This window comes from Mesorhizobium sp. M1406, assembly GCF_040317555.1.
GTDB lineage: Bacteria > Pseudomonadota > Alphaproteobacteria > Rhizobiales > Rhizobiaceae > Mesorhizobium.
This window is the reverse complement of sequence record NZ_JAMYKW010000009.1, coordinates 154,757-172,056: the sequence shown is the minus strand read 5'-3', so window position 1 is coordinate 172,056 and position 17,300 is coordinate 154,757. Positions and strand designations below refer to the sequence as shown.

Annotated in this window: 14 protein-coding genes and 2 pseudogenes; 4 read left to right on the top strand and 12 right to left on the bottom strand. The window is 64.0% G+C overall.

Going from position 1 to position 17,300, the window contains the following annotated elements; all coding sequences use genetic code 11:
- A partial coding sequence (locus NKH03_RS11455; protein WP_352968438.1) for an NADP-dependent oxidoreductase occupies positions 1-797 on the bottom strand: 797 nt, incomplete at its 3' end.
- Between the two features lie 66 nt (positions 798-863).
- A pseudogene (locus tag NKH03_RS11450) lies at positions 864-1,675 on the bottom strand (oxidoreductase).
- 103 nt (positions 1,676-1,778) lie between these two features.
- Between NKH03_RS11450 and NKH03_RS11445 the strand changes: the two are divergent.
- Complete coding sequence (locus tag NKH03_RS11445; protein WP_352968437.1) at positions 1,779-2,354, top strand: TetR/AcrR family transcriptional regulator; 576 nt, start codon at positions 1,779-1,781, stop codon at positions 2,352-2,354.
- Positions 2,355-2,645: 291 nt separating this feature from the next.
- Here NKH03_RS11445 and NKH03_RS11440 read toward each other — a convergent pair whose 3' ends face one another.
- The gene (locus NKH03_RS11440; RefSeq protein WP_352968436.1) at positions 2,646-2,921 is read right to left on the bottom strand and encodes a hypothetical protein; all 276 of its coding nucleotides are present in this window, start codon (positions 2,919-2,921) and stop codon (positions 2,646-2,648) included.
- Positions 2,922-3,065: 144 nt separating this feature from the next.
- Between NKH03_RS11440 and NKH03_RS11435 the strand changes: the two genes are divergently transcribed.
- A complete protein-coding gene (locus NKH03_RS11435) occupies positions 3,066-5,087 on the top strand; it encodes an amidase (protein ID WP_352968435.1) in 2,022 nt (673 codons plus the stop codon).
- A gap of 234 nt (positions 5,088-5,321) precedes the next feature.
- Here the strand turns inward: NKH03_RS11435 and frp are convergent, their stop codons facing one another.
- The 9 genes and pseudogenes from frp to NKH03_RS11390 all read right to left on the bottom strand — a co-directional run bounded on the left by frp (position 5,322) and on the right by NKH03_RS11390 (position 14,664).
- The gene (frp, locus tag NKH03_RS11430) at positions 5,322-5,657 is read right to left on the bottom strand and encodes a fluorescence recovery protein (RefSeq protein WP_352870430.1); all 336 of its coding nucleotides are present in this window, start codon (positions 5,655-5,657) and stop codon (positions 5,322-5,324) included.
- A gap of 54 nt (positions 5,658-5,711) precedes the next feature.
- Positions 5,712-7,205, bottom strand: a complete 1,494-nt coding sequence (locus NKH03_RS11425) for an aldehyde dehydrogenase family protein (protein ID WP_502913506.1) — start codon at positions 7,203-7,205, stop codon at positions 5,712-5,714.
- Between the two features lie 11 nt (positions 7,206-7,216).
- Positions 7,217-7,861, bottom strand: coding sequence for a ThuA domain-containing protein (locus NKH03_RS11420; RefSeq protein ID WP_352968434.1), 645 nt, complete (start codon positions 7,859-7,861; stop codon positions 7,217-7,219).
- A 38-nt stretch (positions 7,862-7,899) separates the two neighbouring features.
- Complete coding sequence (locus NKH03_RS11415; RefSeq protein ID WP_352968447.1) at positions 7,900-8,922, bottom strand: LLM class flavin-dependent oxidoreductase; 1,023 nt, start codon at positions 8,920-8,922, stop codon at positions 7,900-7,902.
- Between the two features lie 69 nt (positions 8,923-8,991).
- A complete protein-coding gene (locus tag NKH03_RS11410; protein ID WP_352968433.1) occupies positions 8,992-9,879 on the bottom strand; it encodes an ABC transporter permease in 888 nt (295 codons plus the stop codon).
- Positions 9,876-10,835 (bottom strand): ABC transporter permease, encoded by a 960-nt coding sequence (locus NKH03_RS11405; protein ID WP_352883218.1) that lies wholly within the window; start codon positions 10,833-10,835, stop codon positions 9,876-9,878. Before NKH03_RS11405 ends, NKH03_RS11410 begins: the two co-directional genes overlap by 4 nt.
- A gap of 7 nt (positions 10,836-10,842) precedes the next feature.
- Positions 10,843-12,480 (bottom strand): annotated as a pseudogene (locus NKH03_RS11400) (ABC transporter substrate-binding protein).
- A gap of 34 nt (positions 12,481-12,514) precedes the next feature.
- A complete protein-coding gene (locus tag NKH03_RS11395) occupies positions 12,515-13,291 on the bottom strand; it encodes a DUF427 domain-containing protein (protein WP_352968431.1) in 777 nt (258 codons plus the stop codon).
- 14 nt (positions 13,292-13,305) lie between these two features.
- Entirely contained in the window at positions 13,306-14,664 is a 1,359-nt protein-coding gene (locus NKH03_RS11390) for an LLM class flavin-dependent oxidoreductase (protein WP_352968430.1), read from the bottom strand.
- Between the two features lie 148 nt (positions 14,665-14,812).
- Here NKH03_RS11390 and NKH03_RS11385 point away from each other — a divergent pair, with 148 nt between their 5' ends.
- Positions 14,813-16,654 (top strand): dipeptide ABC transporter ATP-binding protein, encoded by a 1,842-nt coding sequence (locus NKH03_RS11385; protein WP_352968429.1) that lies wholly within the window; start codon positions 14,813-14,815, stop codon positions 16,652-16,654.
- A gap of 125 nt (positions 16,655-16,779) precedes the next feature.
- A complete protein-coding gene (locus NKH03_RS11380; protein WP_352968428.1) occupies positions 16,780-17,184 on the top strand; it encodes a hypothetical protein in 405 nt (134 codons plus the stop codon).
- Positions 17,185-17,300 lie beyond the last annotated feature (116 nt).

Here is a 17,300-nt window from a genome sequence, read left to right as displayed (position 1 = left end):
GTCCGGATACCGCGGCTCAACAGTCGCAGTATCAGCCTCAGCACGGGGTTCAGTTCCTTTTCCCGGGCAAAGTCGGGATCCGGCGGACCGGAGATGGAGATCAACTTCCCACCCGGTTTCAGCACATTCAAGGATTTTTCAAGCGTTTTGGCGTCCTGGCTGTTCAAGACGACATCGTAGCCCGACAGGACTTTCTCAAAGTCATCTTTCCTGTAGTCGACGACGACATCGGCGCCGAGCCCCTTGACCAGATCGACACTTGCCGCGCTGGCGGTGGTCGCAACCGTCGCGCCGAGGTGCTTTGCCAGTTGGATGGCGAATGTCCCCACGCCGCCGGAACCGGCTTGAATGAAGACCTTCTGGCCCTTCTTCAGGTTTGCCCTTTCGATGAGCGCCTGCCAGGCAGTCAGACCGACCAGGGGGATCGAGGCCGCCTCTTCCATGCTGAGATTGTTGGGCTTCAAGGCCACGTCGGCTTCATCCATGGCGATGAACTCGGCGAATGTCCCGATCCGGCCATCGCGCGGCCGCGCATAGACATCGTCGCCAGGTTTGAACTTGCGGACTTTCGATCCCACGCGGACAACCGTCCCGGCCACGTCATGGCCCAGGATGAAGGGCCGGCGATAGGGCAGGATAAGCTTGAACTCTCCGGTTTTGACCTTGGAATCGAGGAGGTTCACCGCCGCGGCGTGGACCTCGACCATGATATCGCTATCCCCGAGTTCCGGTTCCGGCATCTCGGCCAATCGCAGAGTGTCCTTCTTGCTATATTTGTCGACGACGAATGCCTTCATGGCAGTGACTTTCTGAAAATGATTCTGGTGTGTCGCATGTGCGTGAACCCTTCTGCTCGCTGTGGTTCAAACCGGCAGGCGGAACTGCTTGCGCAGGCTCTTGTCGAATATTCCCGCGGGGGCAAAGCGGCGCAGCAGGCTGACCTGCCGCGCTGCCTTGCCGGCAGTATAGCGCCGTCGCGGATTGGCCTCGGTCGCCGCCTTGACGACCACCTGCGCCACCACTTCCGGCCGGTCGGCTACGGGCATCACATCGCGAAGGAGCGCTTCGAGCCCGGCTCGAGCCCGATCGTATTCTTTCAACAGAGAATCCGGCTCGATCCCATTCTGGTCGAAGACGGTGCGGACGAATGCCGGTTCGATGACCGAGACGCGGATATTGAAGGCACGAACCTCGTGATCGAGCGATTCCGAATAGCCCTCGAGCGCGTGCTTGACCGCCGAATAATGCGCTGAATACGGCGCCGGCACGAGTCCCAATACCGAGCCGATATTGACGATGCGTCCTTCGCCGCGCCGCCGCATCGACGGCAACACCGCATTGGTCATGCGGATGACACCGAACAGATTGACGTCGAACAGGGCCTGCACCTGTGCCACGGAGGATTCCTCGGCGCCTCCAAGCAGACCGACGCCGGCATTGTTGACCAGCAGGTCGATCCGCCCGGTCTGCGCGAGCACCGTTGAGACAAGTGCGGCGACGGCCTCACCGTCGGTCACGTCACAAATCAGCATGGTCACCCCGTCCGGGCCATAGCCTTGCGGCGGCTCGTTCCGAAGACAGTGAACCCTGCCCGCACTAGCGCCTCGGCACTGGCGCGGCCAATGCCCGAGGAGGCTCCGGTAACGATCGCGGTTTTTCCCGAATTCATATTCATTTCGTGCTCCAAACTCATGGGGGCTAGCTTTTTTGTGCCCGTTGAATTACAGTCATACTATCAGATTATGATTATAATGCAATAGCAAGGAGGAATAGCAGCCATGCGCTACGAAAAGGGCCGGAAAGACGCGTCACGCAGCCGGATCATGGAGGTAGCCGCCGACCGCTTTCGCGGCGACGGCATAGCCGCCTCCGGACTGGCGACCATCATGAGCGACGCCGGGCTGACGAACGGCGCGTTTTATCCCCACTTCCAATCCAAGGCGGAGCTTGTGCGCGAAAGCGTGGCGGCAGCCATGGAGCTTCAGGCGCAGCAGCTGGCGGAAGCATTGGCCTCGGGTGGCCCGGAGATGGCCATAGAGGCGTACCTGTCGGCCGAGCATCGGGACAATCCGGGAAAAGGCTGTGCGTCAGCCGCGCTGCTGCCGGAGCTGGCGCGTCAGCCACCTGAAACGCGCGACGCCTATACCGACCACTTGCTGGCTTTGGTGCGCCAATTGGCCGAGGCATTTCCGCGGGCCAAGGACCCGGAAGGCGTGGCGCTTGCTGTTTTTGCGACGCTCATCGGTGCGCTTCAAATGGCCCGCGCCGTGAAAGGGACCGAATTATCCGATCGCATCCTCGCGGCAGGCAAAGACGCGGCACGGACGTTGGTCCAGCCACACGTGGGCACGTAAAGGACATCCTCAAGCGGATTGGATGCAACGCGAAAGCTGGCCAAGATCTCTGAGCATCAATTTAAATCTTGGTGCGTCTCAATTTCTTATAAGACATGCCTAAGACATGCGGAATCGCTGGCGTAAAGGGGCATGCCGTGGCGAAAGCCACTGACCGACCTTGCCGATTCAGCCGCGACTTGGCGCTGATGGCCGAGATCATCAAGCGGATGAAGGAAAGCGGCCGGCGTTGAAGCATAGCCTACTGCCTACTGCCTACTGCCTACTGCCTACTGCCTACTGCCTACTGCCTTACTTCCCGCAGTGATGATCGTTGATCTTGTTCAACGCATTCGCGTCGGGTCCGACGCGATGGTAGGAGCACGCGCCGGCCGCCGTCGTGACCAGTTGCTGGTCGTAGTAACGCGGACCGCCGAACAGGATGTCGATGAGATCGCCTTCGGCGGGAACGTAGCGTTCGGATTGGACCCGGCGGTCGTGATGCCGGTCGCCAGCGAAGGCAGGGACGCAGAGGCTTGAGCCCATTGCCACAGCGAGAGCTAGGATCGCAATGCATTTCGTGGTCATCGGCAACACCCTCCTGGCCGTCCGGAATCGCACCATACATCCAAAATCGCCAGCCGGACAAAAGTTCCAACGAAGACCGCGATAGGCTCTTGCCGAAGCTGGCCACTTCGCTCATCCATGGTGCGTGGAAATGTGGGACCCGTGATGACCGATGCCGGCCTTCATCTCGTCGAAGCGACGATCGACCAGCTGCGCCGCGCGCTCGATGACGGCACCGTCACCAGCGTCGAGCTGGTCGGGGCGTATCTCAGGCGCATTGCGCATTTCGACCGGCACGGCATAGCCCTCAACGCCGTCCCGGTGCTCAATCCTGACATGTTCATTGAAGCGACCGCCTCCGACTGGCGGCGCCGCGACGGCGTTGTGCTCGGGCCGCTCGACGGCATCCCCTACACCGCCAAGGACAGCTACAAGGTGTCGGGCCTGACGGTCGCCGCCGGCTCGCCGGCCTTCGAACATCTCATCGCCAATGAGGATGCCTTCACCATTGCCAGGCTGCGCGCCGGCGGCGCGGTCCTGATCGGCCTGACCAATATGCCGCCAATGGCCAATGGCGGCATGCAGCGCGGCGTCTATGGCCGCGCCGAGAGCCCCTACAATTCCGATTACCTGACCGCCGCCTTCGCGTCGGGCTCGTCCAACGGATCAGGCACGGCGACAGCGGCCAGCTTCTGCGCCTTCGGGTTGGGCGAGGAAACCTGGTCGTCCGGCCGGGCGCCCGCCACCAACAACGCGCTGGTCGCCTACACGCCGTCGCGCGGCGTCATTTCGGTGCGCGGCAACTGGCCGCTTGTGCCGACCATGGATGTCGTGGTGCCGCATACGCGCAGCGTCCCCGACATGCTCGAACTGCTCGACGTGATCGTCGCCGACGACCCTGAGACGCGAGGCGATTTCTGGCGTGCGCAGCCTTGGGTCACCCTGCCGAAAAGCTCCGAGGTGCGGCCGCCACGCTATAGCGATCTTCCGCTAGCCGGATCTCTGAAAGGCATGCGGCTTGGAGTGCCCAAAATGTATATCGGCCGCGACAGCGAAGCGGACAAGCCGATCGAAACCCGCGAGTCCGTGCTGGCCCTGTGGAAGCAGGCCGCCGCCGATCTCAGTCGGCTTGGCGCCGAGGTGATCGAGGTCGATTTCCCTGTCGTCTCCAACTACGAGCGCGACCGCCCCGGCGCGCGCGGCATGGTCGAGCGCGGATTGGTGCCGCCGGATTTCGCCGAGCGCGAACTCTGGGATCTCTGCATCTGGGGCTGGGACGACTTTTTACGCGCCAATGCCGACCCGGCGCTGCCCGATCTCGCCTCGGTCGATGGCCCGAAAATCTTCCCGCGGCCGCCAGGCACGCTGCCCGACCGCTATGAAGGCGGCTTCGATCTGGCCGAGTATGTCGAGCGCGCGAAATCCGGCGTCACGGCTTTTGCAGACATTCCGACACTCGAGGATGGCCTGAAGGGGCTGGAGGCGACGAGACGGATCGATTTTGAGGACTGGCTGGATGCGCTGGACATCGCGGCGGTGGTGCTGCCCGCCGCCGCCGATGTCGGGCCGTCCGACGCCGACGTCAACGAGGCATCCGCCGCCCCTGCCTGGCGCAACGGCACCTGGGTCGCCAACGGCAATCTGGTCTGGCGCCATTTCGGCATCCCGACCGTCACCGTGCCGATGGGAACCATGGCCGATATCGGAATGCCGGTCGGCCTCACTTTTGCTGGCAAGGCCTATGACGATGAAAGACTGCTGCGCATGGCCGGCGATTTCGAACGCTCCACGCAGCGCCGCAGCCGCCCGCCGCGCACGCCCGAGCTGCCCGACGATGTGTTTGTGGACCGCCCCGGCCAAGCCGCCGACACCAAGGCGTCTCCGCTCACCATCACGCTCGCAGCGGAGACGCGGCCTTCCGGCGATCAGGACGAGATCGTCATCACCCTTGACCTGCCGGGTGAAGCCGCCGAGGCGGCCAGCGTCAAAGTGCACATCAACGGCGAGGCGGCCGCCCTGCAGCGGAGCGGGGCACGCTTTAGCGGGCGTGCGTTTGTCCCGGCCGCCGAGCATCAGCGGTTCCACAGCGCCTGGCGCGGCCCGTATGGCTCGATCGTGACGGCGGTGGTGCGCTTGGAGGATGGGCGCACGGCTGGCGCGTATGCGGTTACGGGTGGCGTCGGATGAGCGTAGCGGCGAAGAACACTACCGTCGAATTCCGTCGCGCCCCCCTCTGTCCTGCCGGACATCTCCCCCACAAGGAGGGAGATTGGCAGTTCGGGCGCCGGCTCCCTTCCTGCAACGTCGAATATTGGCGAAGGTTACCATAACGGCCGATCTCCCCACCCGTGGGGGAGATGTCCGGCAGGACAGAGGGGGGCGCCGTAGAGCGCCATCTTGCCTTGCTACGCCCTCGTGACTTCAGCGGCTCTCGGCAAAAGCAATATCCCGGCGAATGACCTCCCGCTTGTCCTGCGACAGGCCGGCGAGCAGGTTCTCGTCGAGATAGCCTGCCCGAATGAGACCCGCGAAGACGAAAAGAAGCTGGGAGTAGCGGTAGTCGAACGTCCGGTCGATCTCCCGTCGCTGTTCACGCAAATAGTCTTCGACGTCCCACATGTCGGCGGCGACTGTCGCGGCGTTGGCCTTGCTCTTGAATTCGGCCATCGTCGTTGCAAGCGCCACCTCAAGTGCAGCGTCGAAGGCGCGGCGTGCGATCTTCTTTTCGGATGTGGACCAGCTTTCCCTGGAATTCATGATTTTCTCCATCTTTCGATCATCCCATCGCAAAACGCCGCCAGACGGCCCCTCTCAATCCGTCCGGATCCAGACGCCCTTGGTGTTGAGATATTCATCAAGGTGCTCGGCCCCACCCTCGCGTCCGTAGCCGCTCATCTTGTAGCCGCCGAAGGGCACCGCCGGATCGATCGCGTGGTAGGTGTTGACCCAGACCGAGCCGGCGCGCAGGCGGTTGGCCAGTTGGTGCGCCTTGCCGAGGTCGCGGGTGAACACGCCGGCACCCAGCCCGTAGGGCGTGTCGTTGCCGCGCCGCACCACCTCGTCCAGCGTGTCGAACGGCAGGGCCGAAATGACCGGGCCGAAGATCTCCTCGCGGGCGATGCGCATGTCGTCGGTGACTCCGGAAAAGACGCTTGGCGCGATGAAATTGCCTGAACCAAGCGCACCCTCGGTGATGCGGTTGCCGCCGGTGACCAGCCGCGCGCCTTGGCTGGTGCCATCCTTGATGAATCCGGTGACGCGTTCGAGTTGCTTGGGCGAAATCAGCGGCCCGATCTCGGTCTCGGGGTCGGCGCCGTCGCCGATCCTGAGCTTTGCCGCATAGGCCGAGACCCGCTCGACGAACTCTTCGTAGATCGGCCGTTCGACGAACAGCCGGGAGCCGGCGATGCAGATCTGGCCGGAATTGGCGAACACCGACATCGCCGCGATCGGCACTGCGCGCTCGAGATCGGCGTCGGCGCAGACGATGACCGGCGACTTGCCGCCAAGCTCCAGCGAGACCCGCTTCATGTTGCCGGCCGAGGCGCGCAGGATGCTCTGGCCGGTCGCTGTCGAGCCGGTGAAGACGATCTTGTCGACCTCCATATGGGCGGCAAGCGGCGCGCCGGCCTCGGCACCCCTGCCGGTGACGACGTTGACCACGCCGGGCGGCACCCCGGCCTCCATCATCAGCGCGCAGATCAGCAGCGGTGTCAGCGGCGCTTCCTCGGAAGGCTTCAGCACGATGGTGCAGCCGGTCGCCAGCGCCGGACCGATCTTCCAGATCGACGCGGCGGTCGGCGCGTTCCAGGGAATGATCGCGCCGACCACGCCGACCGGCTCCTTGCGCGTGTAGGAGACGATGTCGCCCGGCAGCGAATTGCCGATCGTGTGGCCATGAATAGATGTCGCCATGCCGGCATAGAAGCGCAGCATGCCAAGCACGCGGTTCTTGTTGGCGAGCGTGCGCATGATGGGCATGCCCATATCCGTGGTGTCGGAAAGCGCGATCTCCTCCCAATGGCGCTCCATCAGGTCGGCGATCTTGAGCAGCAGCACTTGGCGCTCATAGGGCTTGAACCGGCTCCACGGCCCGTCGAAGGCGCGCCGGGCCGCCGCCACCGCGAGATCGATATCGCTGGAATCGGAGAGCGGCACGGTGCCGATCACCGCGCCCGTGGCGGGATTGCGCGTCTCGAAGGTCCGGCCGCTCAGCGCGTCGCACCAGGCGCCGTCGATCAGCATCTTGCGGTGCCGGCCGTCGATGGGCGTGTGCAGCGGCAGATCCCTAACCGGTGCGGTCATGCTCGTGCCCTCTAACGGGCGGCCCAGACAAGGCCGCGCTCGACGATCAGCGCCATCTCCGGCACCGCGAACTCGTCGGCATTATGCCCCAGCGCACTGTAAAAAACCTTTCCGGCGCCATAGCGACGCTTCCAGACGACCGGCATGACGACGCCACCTATCCCCGGGAAATGCGCGTCGGTGAAGGTGGTCGTGGCCAGCACCTCGTTGCTCGGGTCGACATGCATGTAATACTGCTCCGACCGGTAGGCGAAATCGCTGATGCCCGATGTGATCGGGTCATCCGGCCTGGTGACGGCCACCGTATAGTCGATGATATCGCCGGGATGCGCGATCCACTGGCCGCCGGTCATGAACTGATAGTCGGGCTCGTTGCGGAAACTATCGCCCATCGTGCCGTGAAAGCCGCCCAGCCCACTGCCCTGGCGAACGGCCGACGTCAGGTTCTGCAGCTCGGCCTTCTCGATCGTCGACATCGTTATGACAGGCACGATGAGATCGAAGGAAGCCAACTCCGGATCGGCGAACACCGCCGTGCCCTGGCCGAGCGTGACGTCAAAGCCATTGCGTTCAAGCAGGTTGCGAACGATCTTCGCGCTCTGCTCCGGCGTATGGCCCTCCCAGCCGCCCCAGGCGATCAGCGCTCTCTTCGCCATGGTGTACCTCCCTGGAGTTATCCGCCTTGATCCGAACGTCAGCGCCAGACCAGCGCAGGCGCGACATGGGTCAGGATCGCTTCGATGACATGCGCATTGTAGTCGACGCCGAGCTGGTTCGGAACGGTGAGCAGCAGCGTGTCGGCCTCGGCGATCGCCTCGTCCTCAGCCAACTCCTTGATCAGCACGTCCGGCTCGGCGGCGTAGCTGCGGCCGAAGATCGCCCTCGTGTTCTCCTCGATGAAGCCGATCTGGTCGCGGCTCTCGTTGCCGCGTCCGAAATAGGCGCGGTCGCGATCGTCGACCAGCGCGAAGATGCTGCGGCTGACCGAGACGCGCGGCTCGCGCTTGTGGCCGGCCGCTTTCCAGGCCTCGCGATAGATGCGTATCTGCTCGGCCTGCTGGATGTGGAACGGCTTGCCGCTCTCGTCGAATTTGAGCGTCGAGCTTTGCAGGTTCATGCCGAGCTTCGCCGCCCATTCCGAAGTCGCGTTGGTGGCCGCGCCCCACCAGATCCGCTCGCGCAAACCCTCCGAGTGCGGCTCGAGCCGCAGCAGGCCAGGCGGGTTGGGGAACATCGGTCGTGGATTGGGCTGTGCGAACCCCTCGCCGCGCAGTGTGTCGAGGAAGACCTCGGCGTGATGCCGCGCCATGTCGGCGTCGCTTTTGCCTTCCGGCGGCGCGTAGCCGAAATAGCGCCAGCCGTCGATCACCTGTTCAGGCGAGCCGCGGCTGATGCCAAGCTGGAGACGCCCCCCGGCGATGATGTCGGCGGCACCCGCATCCTCCGCCATGTAGAGCGGATTCTCGTAGCGCATGTCGATGACGGCGGTGCCGATCTCGATGCGGCTGGTCTTGGCGCCGACGGCCGCCAGCAGCGGGAACGGCGAAGCGAGCTGGCGGGCGAAATGATGCACGCGGAAATACGCCCCGTCCGCGCCAAGCTGCTCGGCGGCGACGGCCAGCTCGATGGATTGCAAAAGCGCGTCCGATGCCGAGCGCACTTGCGATTGCGACGAGGGCGTCCAGTGCCCGAACGACAGGAAACCGATTTTCTTCATAGCCATGCGATATAAGGATGCGCGCCAGGCTTCAATGCAAAAGACGTTTTCCGGCGCGCGGATTAAGGCTCATGCATCGCTATTTTCGAAAGCGCCGATGCCTTGTGCGATGAGGTTGGTCGCCATCACCAGCGAGACGATTGCCGCGGAATTGAACACGACGACCCACCATTTGCCGCCGGTCAGGAAGCCGTAGCCGTCGGCGACGGCCAGTCCCCAATCGGCCGACGGCGGCTGGATGCCGAGGCCCAGAAAACTCAGCGTCGCGATCGAAAAGAACGCGTAGCCCAGCCGGGTGACGAGCTCGATGAGGATCGTCTCCCTGATGTTGGGCAATATTTCCAGGAACATGATGGCAAGCGGGCCTTCGCCGCCAAGCCGGGCGGCGCTGACATAGTCGCGCTCCTTCTGCTCGCGCACGGCGGCGCGAACGGTGCGCGCCACCAACGGCGCGTAGGCGATGCCGATCACCAGGATGACGGTCGGGTTCGACGGCCCGATCGCCACCAGCGTCATGGTGACGAGAACGATGAACGGAAACGCCATCAGCGTATCGAGCAGCCGCGCGCCGATGGCATCGGTGAGGCCACCGAAATAGCCGAGCACCAGGCCAATGATGCTGCCGGCTGCAACGCCGGCCAGCGTCGCCAGCGGCGCGACCAGCAGGATATCGCGCGATCCGACGATAATGCGGGACAGCACGTCGCGGCCGAGCTGATCGGTCCCGAACCAATGCAAGGCATCGGGCGGCGTCAGCGTCGCCAGAAAATCCTCGGCATAGGGATCATAGGGAACGAAGAGATTGCCTGATACCGCGCATACGACCCAGAACAGCAGCAGCAGCGTTCCGATCACGACCGATGGGGGCAGTCCAGGGAAAGCACCGCGGATCCTGCGCACTGCCGGAAAGCCGGCCACGGCGCGCCGTGGTGCGGGAGACTCCGTCAGATCCGTCATGACGAGGTCCGACGGCGTTGCCGCGGATCGAGCAAGGCCAGCACCAGGTCGCCCACCGCCGCCGACAGCACGAAGATTGCCGCCATCACCAGCACGCCCGCCTCGAGCATCGGGAAATCGCGCGCCTTGGCCGCGTTCAGAACCAGATTGCCAAGCCCTTGGATGCCGAACAGCGCCTCGATCACCACCAGCCCGCCAAGCATGTATCCGGTCTGCGTCGCCAGCACCGCGATGGTCGGCGTCAGCGCATTGCGCAGCACGTGCCGAAGGATGATCTCGCCCGGCTCGAGCCCTTTCAGGACGGCGGTGCGTGTGTAGTCGGCGGCCATCGCTTCGATCACCCCTGCCCGTGTCATCCGGGCGATGTAGCCGGCAAGATTGAGCACCAGCGGCAGCGCCGGCAGGATCAGATAATAGCCATGCGTCCAGAAGCCCGCGCCATCTGGCGCAACGCCTGAGATCGGAAACCAGTTCAGCCACAGGCCGAAAACGATGAGCAGCATCAGGCCGGACACAAAATCCGGCACGATGCCGAAGGAAACGCCCGCCATCACGATCAGCCGGTCGATGATGCGGCCGGCGTTGAGACCGGCGATGACACCGCCGCCAACCCCGAGCGGAATGAGAAAGATCAAGATAATGCCGGCAAGGGCCGCGGAGCGCTTGAGGCTTTCCAGCACGAAGGGGGCCACCGGCGCGCGCATCGACAGCGAGGTGCCGAAATCGCCTGTGACGGCCTTGCTGAACCAGAGCCAGTACTGGACGAGAACCGGCTGGTCGGCGCCGAGCCGTTTGTTCAGTTCCGCCACGGCCTGCGCGTCGGCAAACGGCCCGAGCATGACGCGGCCGACATCGCCGGGCAAAACCTGCCCGGCGAAGAACACCAGGATGCTGACCAGCCACAGCGTGAGGACAAGTGTGCCCACACGCGCTGACAGAATGCGGCCGGTCAGCATGTCGCGATCATGCCTGGACGAAGGAAACGCGATCGAGCAGCAGATGCGAGATCGCGGTGAAGCGCACGCCCTCGACCTTCGAGCTGACGATGCGGCTGTATTGCGAGAAGTAGCTGATGATCGCCGGCGTCTCATCGAGCAGCAAGGTCTGGATCTTGCCGGCAACAAGGCGCTGTGCCTGCAGATCACGCGCCTTCGAGTAGTCGAGCAGTAGCGCATCATAGGCCGGGTTGCTGAAATGCGCCGCGTTCCACGCGCCCGAACTCTTCAGCGTCGCGTTGAGGAAGATGTCGGGCGTGCCGCGATGGCCGTAGTCGGTGATGCCGAGAACCGAATCCAGCCAGGGCGAGCTGCCGAAGGTTGCCGAGCCGTAATAGGCGTCCTGCGGCAGGACATTGAGCTTGACGTCGATGCCGGCCTTCCGGGCGAAGTTCTGGATGATCACCGCATAGTCGGGAATGTCATAGGCGCGTTCGGTGGTCAGCGTCACCTCGAAGCCGTTGGGCACGCCCGCCTCGCCAAGCAGCCGCTTGGCTTCCGCAATGTCCTGCTTGCGCTGCGGCACCGACGGATCGGCCGAGGGGAAGATCGGCGCGAACGGGGTGTCGTTGCCGACGATGGCGCGGCCCTTCAGCAGGCCCTTGACCACCGCCTCGCGGTCGATGGTGAGGGCCAGCGCGCGGCGGATGCGCTTGTCGGTGAACGGCGCCTGGTCGGTTCTGAGATGCACCTGGTCGTGCGAGCTTGCCTGCACGCTCAGCAGCTTGAAATTGGGATTGCCCTCGATCGCCAGCTCCAGGCGCGTCGTGCTCGGGATGACATCGAGCTGGCCGGCCTGCAGCGCCAGCACCTAAGCCTGCTCGTCGTCGAAGAACTTGATTTCGACCCGGTCGGGCAGCGCCTTGTCGCCCCAATAATCCTCATTGCGCACGAAGCTGGCGCCTTGCTTGGGGCGGAAGGATTCGAGCTTGAACGGGCCGGTGCCGTTGAAATTCTTCTCGAAATCGCCGGCATAGTCGGCCGGCAGGATGACGGCATTGTAGACGTCGGAGGAGACATAGAAGGGGAAGTTGCTGTTCGGACCGTCGAGATCGAAGGCGACCGTCTCGTCGTCGACCAGCTTGGCGCCGCCTTTGGACAGGATGCCCTTGTAGGCGGAGAGCGCCGACGAGCCGCTGGCCGGATCGACCAGCCGCTCGAAGCTCGCCACCACATCCCGGCCCGTGACCGCGCGGCCATCGTGGAATTTCACCCCAGGCCGCAATTTGAAGGTCCAGCGGCTGGCGGTCTCGTCGGCTTCCCAGGACAGAGCGAGCTTCGGCTGAAGCCCGTCCTTCGGGTCGTCGAGGATCAGATATTCGCCGACCTGGCTGATCACGCCGATGCTGGCCGGATCAGTGACCGAAACCGGATTGATCACCTTGGTCGGCTGGCCGAGCCCGACACGCACCGTGCCGCCGGCGGCGGCCGCGGCGCGCGCGCCTCCAAGCCCCTGCGAGGCGGCAAAGCCGGTCAGGCCGAGCAGTGCGGCATATTTCAGAAGATCGCGGCGCTTGAGAAAGCCGCCCTGATATTCGTCGACGGCGACATTCCAGACGTCCCCCGAAAGATTGCGGAGTGCGTCGATATCCCTGCGTTTGGTCATGTTAAACCCCTGCTCTGAAATGAAGATTGAAAACCTATGCGACGGATTCGCCGTCGAGATGGATGCGGTCGACGGCCTGCGGATAGAAGGCGATGAGGCCCTTGATCTTGGGCATTTCCTCTATGGGATCCCGGTAGCTCCAGGCGATGTCCGGGCGCACCGTTCCGTCGCTCAGCAGGCCCGACCAGTACGAGGCGATGCCCTTGTAGGGACATCGCGTCGTTGTGACGGATGCTGTCAGCCGCTCCAGCCGGATGTCTTCCGCCGGCAGATAGAAGCGCGTCGGCAGATGGGTCTCGAACAGCAGCACTGGACGATGGCTGTCGGCGATCGGCTCGCCGTCGAACCAAACCTGCACATGGCTCGTGCTTTGCAGAACATCGATACGCGCATAAGGGTCTCGGGCGTGGACGAAGACCTCCTCATTCTCCTCGAACCATTGGTCGACGGCCTTCCAGGTGAAGGCGATGCGCCCGGCCAGCGACGCCAGGTTTTCATCCGGCGGCGAGATGAACGCCCAGGCCGCGTTGGCACTGCGCCTGACACCGCTGTCGATATCCCAATAGGCCGTCTCGCCACCGACGGGATGCGGTTCGCGATGCAGCGAAGGCTTCAGCACCGACGGGTCTACCGCTGACGGCGGGAAGAAATAGATCGGCAGGAAATGGTTGGAGCGCAGCACCAGCACGTTGCGGCTGTCGGCGATAACGCGGCCATCGAACTTGACGCGCACGCGCTTGGGGCTGTGCAGGATATTGACGAGCTGCGGAGCGGTCGCTTCACGCGGCTGCAATCTTGGCGCGACGGTCATGATCGTTCTCCCGGTCAGGACACGGCGCGCGCATTGTCGCGCTGCTCGGCGAAGCGGTTGGCGGGCCGCGCCAGGCCGAAGCGGTCGCGCAGCGTTCCGGGCGCGTATTCGGTCGGGAAGACGCCACGGCGCTGCAGTTCCGGCACCACCTTTTCGGCGAAGTTCACCCAGTCCTCCGGCAGCAGCGGGAACATCAGGTTGAAGCCGTCGGCGGCACCGGAGACGAACCAGTCCTCGAGCTGGTCGGCGATCTGTCTTGGCGTGCCGGCGACGGTCGGCACCGAACCGCTGTTGGCGAGCTTGCGGGCAATCTCGCGCAGGCTGAGATTCTGCTTCGCCCACTGCTTGACCCGGTTGAGCGACGTGCGCCCGCCATTGAAGGTGCTCTCGTCCGGCAGCGGCGGCAGCGGCCCGTCCGGCGGGAACACCGACAGGTCCAGCCCGCTCCAACTGGACAGAAGGTCGATGCCGACCTGATCGGGCAGCAAGGTCTGCAGATACTGCTGTTTTTCCCGGCCTTCCGCTTCGGAGGCGGCGACGATCGGCAGGATGCCGGGCAGGATCTTGAAGCTCTCCGGCCGCCTGCCGTGGCGGGCGAGACGCTCGTTGATATCCTGACGATATTTGATGCCATCCTCCTTGGTGCTGTAGATGGCGAAGTGCGCATCGGCCTGGCCGGTGGCGAAATTCTTGCCGTCCTCGGACGAGCCGGCCTGGACGATCAGCGGATGGCCCTGCGGCGGCCGCGAGACGTTGAGCGGCCCGCGCACCTTGAAATGCTTGCCTTTGTGATCGATGGGATGGACCTTGTCGGGGTCGGCGAAATAGCCCGTCGCCTTGTCGATCAGCAGCGCCTCGTCTTCCCAGCTGTCCCACAGCGCCTTGACGATATCGAGGAATTCGGCCGCGCGCTCATAGCGGAACGCATGCTCGATGTTGCCGTCGCGGCCGAAGTTGCGCGCCTCCTCGTCCATCGCCGAGGTGACGACGTTCCACGACGCCCTGCCCTTGCTGATATGGTCGAGCGAAGCAAACATTCGCGCCACATTGTAGGGCTCGCTGTAGGAGCTCGACGCAGTGGTGATCAGGCCGATGTGTTTTGTCACCCCGGCCAGCGCCGACAGCAGCGTCAGCGGTTCGAGGCGGGCATTGGCGTAGTGCGCGACACCGCTCTTGACCGAATCCCAGATCGACACGTGGTCGGCGACGAAGATGGTGTCGATCCTGGCCCGCTCGGCCGCCTGCACGAGATCACGGTAGAACTCGAAGTCCAGCACCTCCCGGCCCGGTGCCCGCGGATGGCGCCACGACATCCGATGATCGCCCTGCGGGTTGAAGAAGAATGCGCTGAGGATCATGTGGTCTCGAGCCATGCCGGTCTCCTTTCAGATCTGCTTCCGGAGACTTGTCGTGCTGCTTGCGCAAGCGGCGACAATCTCTCCTGATCCTAGAAAGGTAGATTGCGCTCCGGCTTAATCCGAGTAATTTTATAGAGATAATGCATTGCGAAAGCGGAAGCGATTGCCCTTGATCGCGGCGCTGGAAGAAAGTGGTTTCAAGCTCCCCATGTTCCCCTCGGTTCTGAACGTAGACCAGCTTTCCATCGCCTATGACGGATCGCATCCTGCCGTCAGTGGCGTCTCGCTCCACATAGGCGAAGGCGAAGCGCTCGGCCTTGTCGGCGAGTCGGGATCGGGGAAAAGCTCGGTGGCGCTCGCCATACTGCGTTATCTGCCGAGGAATGCCCGCCTCGCGGCGTCGGCGCTTGAATTCCAGGGCCAGGAAATCCGCGACCTCTCCGCCGAGCAGCTGCGCCAACTCAGGGGAAATCATATCGCCGCCGTCTACCAGCACCCGGGCGCGGCCCTCAATCCAAGCATGACGATCGGCCGGCAGATCACCGAGACGATCATGCGGCATCGCCCGGTTCGCCCCGACGAGGCGCGCGAGCGGGCTTCCGAACTGCTCGGGCGGGTCCGGGTGAGCCATCCGGAGCGGGTACTGGGGCTCTATCCACACGAACTCTCCGGCGGCATGCAGCAGCGTGCCAACATCGCCATCGCGATTGCGCTCAACCCGTCGCTGCTGGTGCTGGACGAGCCCACGACGGCGCTCGACGCCAGCGTCCAGTCCGAGATCATCGCCATCCTCTCCGACCTGCGCAAGGACCACAAAACCAGCATCCTGCTGATCAGCCACGACATCAACATGATCCGCCGCTCCTGCGACCGGGTGGCGGTGATGCAGTCTGGAAAGGTGGTCGAAAGCGGCGCCGCCGGCGATGTTTTCGACAACCCCTCTCACGCCTATACGAAGGCGCTCATCGCCTCGATCCCGGCGCTCAATTACACCAAGCGGAACGGGAGACTGGCGGAGACGGACGGCCTGCCATCGCATTCCGCGGTCCAGAATGAAAACGCCGGCCCGCCAAAGGAACGCCGGATCGCGATCGCCTGCAAAGGCATCAGCCATGCCTTCGGCAGCCAGCCAGTGCTGCACCACGTCGACCTCGACATCGGCCAGGGCGAGACCTTCGGGCTGATCGGCGAGTCCGGTTCCGGCAAGTCGACCCTGGCACGGATCGTCGCCGGCCTGCAGACGCCTGATGCCGGATCGGTCGAACTGTTCGGCAGGACGGTCGCGCCGCGCGTCGAGAAGAGGAACCTTGCCGAACGCCGCGACGTTCAGATGGTCTTCCAGTCGCCGGATCGCACGCTCAACCCGCGCCAGCGGATCGGCAAGATCCTCGGCCGCCCGCTGCGCCGGCTCGCTGGTCTGCGCAGCCGTGAGATAAAAGCCCGCGTCCGCGACTTGCTGCAATCGGTTCGCCTTGCCAGCACTACCGCCGAGCAGAAATCGCGATCGCTGTCCGGCGGCCAGCGGCAAAGGGCGGCCATCGCGCGGGCCTTTGCCGGCATGCCGAAGGTCGTCGTGCTCGACGAACCGACCTCGGCGCTCGACGTCTCCGTTCAGGCGACCGTCCTCAACCTGCTCAACGACCTGCAGCGCGACAAGGACACCACCTACCTGTTCATCAGCCACGACCTCAGGGTCGTGCGCTACATGGCCGACAGGATCGGCGTGCTCTATCGCGGCCGCCTGGTCGAAACCGGCTCATCCGACCAGATTTTTCACGGCCCCAATCACCCCTATACGGCCCTCCTGCTGGCGGCGTCCTCCGACGAGGCCGCGCCACTATCCGCTCAAATCGAGATCGAGGCCGCCGGCATCTCGAACACAGGATGCTCCTTCGCCGACCGCTGCCCCCTGGTCCTGCCCGACTGCCGAAAGGCGGAACCATCAGCCATGGAGGTCGCTGCCGGCCATCGGATCGCCTGCTGGCGGCACGGCCAGGCTTTGTAGCGGATCATCGACAGTCCGAAGGCCCGCAACAGCACGGTTCCTCTTTAGGCGCGATGCGATGCCGGGATTGTCGCAGCATTGGAATCCAGCTTGCAAATACCGTCTTTTGAGGCCAGCCTAGATGCATGATGGCACGCCGGTCGCCAAAACATATCCTTGTCATGCTGCTCGCGGTATTCCTGACCGCCGGGTTCAGCCTGTCTGCCGCTCAGACGAGCGTCATGTCGGCGAAGATGATGATGACACCTGGCAGCGGCATGACCATGCCTGCCGACACCGGCATGGCCAAGATGGCCGACACCGCCATGAATGGCGACTGCAACGCCTGCCTCAAGGGCGCGGGCGACACCGGCAAACCGATGCATTGTCCGCCGACCTGCATCGCACCGGTGCTCGCCGTGCTCCCTCAAAGCCTCGCCATCACCGTGGTTCCATCGGTGCAACAACCATCGGCGCTGCCGATGCCGTTCCTTCACGGGCGAAGTTCCTTGCCCGACCCATTCCCTCCCAAATCCACCGATCTCGTCTGACGCCGTTTCAGCCATCCCGCGGCTGATTTCCGGCGTTTGATTGCCGCTGGCGCTTTGCGCCGGCAGGCGCACAGCAATTCGACGTCGAAAGGCTCGCCGTCGATCGAGATCGCAAA